At 57.1% G+C, this 3,819-nt stretch carries 3 protein-coding genes and 1 pseudogene; 3 read left to right on the plus strand and 1 reads right to left on the minus strand.

Going from position 1 to position 3,819, the window contains the following annotated elements:
- Positions 1 to 334 (minus strand): annotated as a pseudogene (locus tag Q4Q11_RS31150) (glucosamine kinase nucleotide-binding domain-containing protein); the annotation flags it as partial.
- A gap of 544 nt (positions 335 to 878) precedes the next feature.
- Here Q4Q11_RS31150 and Q4Q11_RS31155 point away from each other — a divergent pair.
- The 3 genes from Q4Q11_RS31155 to Q4Q11_RS31165 form a co-directional block, all read left to right on the plus strand.
- The gene (locus tag Q4Q11_RS31155) at positions 879 to 2,138 is read left to right on the plus strand and encodes an ABC transporter substrate-binding protein (protein WP_498571901.1); all 1,260 of its coding nucleotides are present in this window, start codon (positions 879 to 881) and stop codon (positions 2,136 to 2,138) included.
- Positions 2,139 to 2,336: 198 nt separating this feature from the next.
- Complete coding sequence (locus Q4Q11_RS31160) at positions 2,337 to 3,290, plus strand: carbohydrate ABC transporter permease (RefSeq protein WP_112513135.1); 954 nt, start codon at positions 2,337 to 2,339, stop codon at positions 3,288 to 3,290.
- Between the two features lie 12 nt (positions 3,291 to 3,302).
- Positions 3,303 to 3,819 (plus strand): carbohydrate ABC transporter permease (locus Q4Q11_RS31165; RefSeq protein ID WP_498571902.1); only part of this gene is annotated, 517 nt, incomplete at its 3' end.

Raw genomic sequence — 3,819 nt, forward strand, 5'->3', positions numbered from 1 at the left:
CGCCGAGCGCTCCTTGAAGCGCTATCGTCGCGTCTGTTACCACTCGCGTGCTCGCAAAGGGCAGGGCGCCTTCGACCTGCTTGCCATAGTTGCCCACATTGGCCCCGGCTGTTCCGATAACTGCGGGCAGTTTCTGCAGCAGTTCAGGGGCCAGCTTTGCATCGATCAGCGCCTGTCTTGCCGAGGCTACGATATGGATCAGCGAGTTTTCCAGATCCGAGAGGATGTTCGCCGCGCCGGCCTTGCCGATGCCAAGCACCTGCCCCGTGCCGTCTGTGACAGCTGCCCGGCAACTCGTGCCGCCACCATCGATACCAATTGCAAACTGCCCCATCATATCTCCGGATGTTGCCCGTTACCTGTTTTTCATACAATACCAAAAAAATACCATTTACCAATAGATGGCCCCCTGATTTTTCTTTCCAAATATCTATTTGAATTATATGAATAAAATTATGAACGCCGATCTTTTTACGTCTGAAGGTTAAAATCGGCTGGACAATTGGTATTTTTTTGGCCTTAATTCGGAGCAAGGGAACAATGCGAACGGACATCGGCAAAACCGGCAGAAGAACAACAGCCGGTGGGTGACGCGGAAAGGCGCGCACCTCGTCGTTGTCCCGAACCGCTCTTATCAGGAGGATCGCGCTTCGGCGTTCGTCATGGATTTCCCGCATGGTTCTTGCAGCACCTCCGCCTGTAGGCGGTCGAGCGGCAATTGATTTGGCGGATCGGGCAGCTTGCCCCTGAAGCCTTTTGCATGGGGGATCGGCAACCGTGGCGGTCCCCATGGGGCGCTGACCGTTTTCGCGGACAGGCCAGCGGATTTTCAGATCGAAAACAGCGCCTGCTGCGGGCGCGGAAAACAGGAGAGGGAAATGAAAGCCAATGTTCTGAAAGGCTTGCTTCTTGCATCGAGCCTGCTGACGTCAGTCACTCTGGCGCATGCGGCCGATGTAACGCTAACCGTTGAAAGCTGGCGTAACGACGACCTGCAAATCTGGCAGGAAAAGATCATTCCGGCTTTCGAAGCGAAGAATCCGGGCATCAAGATCGTCTTCTCGCCGACGGCGCCGACCGAATACAACGCATCGCTGAATGCCAAGCTCGACGCCGGCTCTGCTGGCGATATCATTACCTGCCGTCCGTTCGATGCCTCGCTCGACCTTTTCAACAAGAAGCATCTCGTTGATCTGACGAACCTGAAGGGTATGGAAAACTTCTCGGCTGTCGCCAAGGCCGCATGGTCGACCGACGACGGAAAGTCGACTTTCTGCGTCCCGATGGCTTCGGTCATCCACGGCTTCATCTACAACAAGGATGCCTTCGACAAGCTCGGCCTGAAAGTCCCGGCGACTCGTGACGAGTTCTTTGCCGTTCTCGACAAGATCAAGGCTGACGGCACCTACATTCCGATGGCCATGGGTACGAAGGATCTGTGGGAAGCGGCAACCATGGGCTATCAGAATATCGGCCCGAACTACTGGAAGGGTGAGGAAGGCCGCAAGGCTCTCATTGCTGGCAAGGAAAAGCTGACGGATGCTCCATGGGTCGATCCCTACAAGGAGCTGGCCAAGTGGAAGCCTTATCTCGGCGATGGCTTCGAGGCTCAGAGCTATTCCGACAGCCAGAACCTCTTCACGCTCGGCAAGGCCGCGATCTATCCGGCCGGCTCCTGGGAAATTGCTCTCTTCAACACCCAGGCGCAGTTCAAGATGGGTGCGTTCCCGCCGCCGGTTGCCAAGGCCGGTGACGCCGCCTACATCTCCGATCATCCGGATATCGGCGTCGGCCTGAACGCCAAAAGCAAGCATCAGGAAGAAGCCAAGAAGTTCCTGAGCTGGGTTGCTTCCGACGAGTTCGCCAACATCTATGCCAACTCGCTGCCTGGCTTCTTCAGCCTGAACTCGCATCCGGTAAAAATGAGCGATGCGCTTGCGCAGGAATTCGTTTCCTGGCGTGGCAATCACAAGTCGACCGTTCGCTCCACCTATCAGATCCTGTCGCGCGGGACGCCGAATCTGGAAAACGAGACCTGGACCGAATCCGCAAACGTGATCAACGGCACGGATACGCCAGATGACGCTGCCAAGAAGCTCCAGAAGGGTCTCGACAGCTGGTACAAGCCCGGTAAGTGAACAACTGCGGCATGCGGGCGAGGGACCTTACAGGTTCCTCGCCCTCTTCATTATTTCGGATCGAACGGCGATCGCTTCGCCTTTGCATTCCACACGCCCGAGGTCGTTTCCAGCCCGCTTGAGAGCCGGAGCGCCGGGTGGATTTGAACCTTAGAGCTGCTGCGTCGGCATGCAGCCAAGAAAAGCAGGCAGAAAGCCATGAGCGACGCCGCGTCATCAGATGTCCTTGAGGTCACGCCGATCAGACGAACCAAACGCTGGCATATCCTCGTTTTCCTTTTCCCGGCCTTCGTTGTCTACACGGCAGTCATGATCCTGCCGCTGATCGAGACCTTGCGGCTGTCGCTTTACAATGTCGTCGACAATCAGTCCGTCTTTGTCGGGTTGAACAATTTCAAGGTCCTGTTCGGTGACGAACGGTGGGCGCATGATTTCTGGAACGCGTTGCGCAATAACCTGATCTTCTTCGCCATCCACATGTGTGTGCAGAATCCGATCGGTGTCGCGCTGGCCGCGCTCTTGTCCCTGCCGAAGCTGCGCTTCGTCGCCTTCTACCGGACGGCCATCTTTCTGCCGACACTGCTCTCTTTCGTCGTCGTCGGCTTCATCTGGAAGCTGATCCTGTCGCCGCTCTGGGGTGTCGCGCCCGAACTTTTGAACGTGATCGGTCTGAAATCGGTTTTTGCGCCCTGGCTCGGCAAGCCGAGCACGGCGCTGATCACCGTCGCGCTGATCTCGGTCTGGCAATATGTCGGCATCCCGATGATGCTGATCTATGCCGCTTTGCTCAATATCCCGGAAGAAGTCATCGAAGCTGCCGAATGTGATGGCATCACCGGCTGGAGCCAATTCTGGAAGATCAAGCTGCCGCTGGTGCTGCCGGCGATCGGCATTATCTCGATCCTGACCTTCGTCGGCAATTTTAACGCATTCGATCTGGTTTATACCGTGCAGGGTGCGTTGGCAGGGCCGGACGGCTCGACGGATATTCTCGGCACGCTTCTTTACCGCGTCTTCTTCGGCTTCCAGCTACAGCTCGGCGACCGCTCGATGGGCGCGACGATCGCGACGGTGATGTTCCTCATCATCCTTGCCGGCGTTTCCTTCTATCTTTTCATCGTCCAGCGGCGCATCCGCCGCTACCAGTTCTGAGGAGCGCGACCCATGTCCAAGGCACGCACTTCCCTTGTCCGTACCGGCTTCGTGCATCTGGCGCTTATCGCCTATACGCTGGTCGCCATCTTCCCGGTGTTCCTGACCGTCATCAACTCCTTCAAGGATCGCGCTTCGATCTTCCGCGCGCCCTTGAGCGTCCCGACGCCATCCTCCTTCAGCATGATCGGCTATGATACCGTTCTGAAGCAGGGGGACTTCCTCACCTATTTCCAGAACAGCTTCGTCGTGACGATCGTCTCAATCATCCTGACACTGCTGTTCGGAGCGATGGCCGCATTCGCGCTGTCGGAATATCGTTTCCGCGGCAATACGGTCATGGGGCTTTACCTGGCGATCGGCATCATGATCCCGATCCGCCTCGGAACCGTTGCGATCCTGCAGGGCATGGTCGCCGCCGGCCTCGTCAACACGCTGACAGCGCTGATCCTCGTTTATACCGCTCAGGGCCTGCCGCTCGCGATCTTCATCCTGTCCGAGTTCATGCGCACGGTTTCGGACGACCTGA

The sequence above is a fragment of the Rhizobium sp. UFLA01-1127 genome, assembly GCF_059803845.1.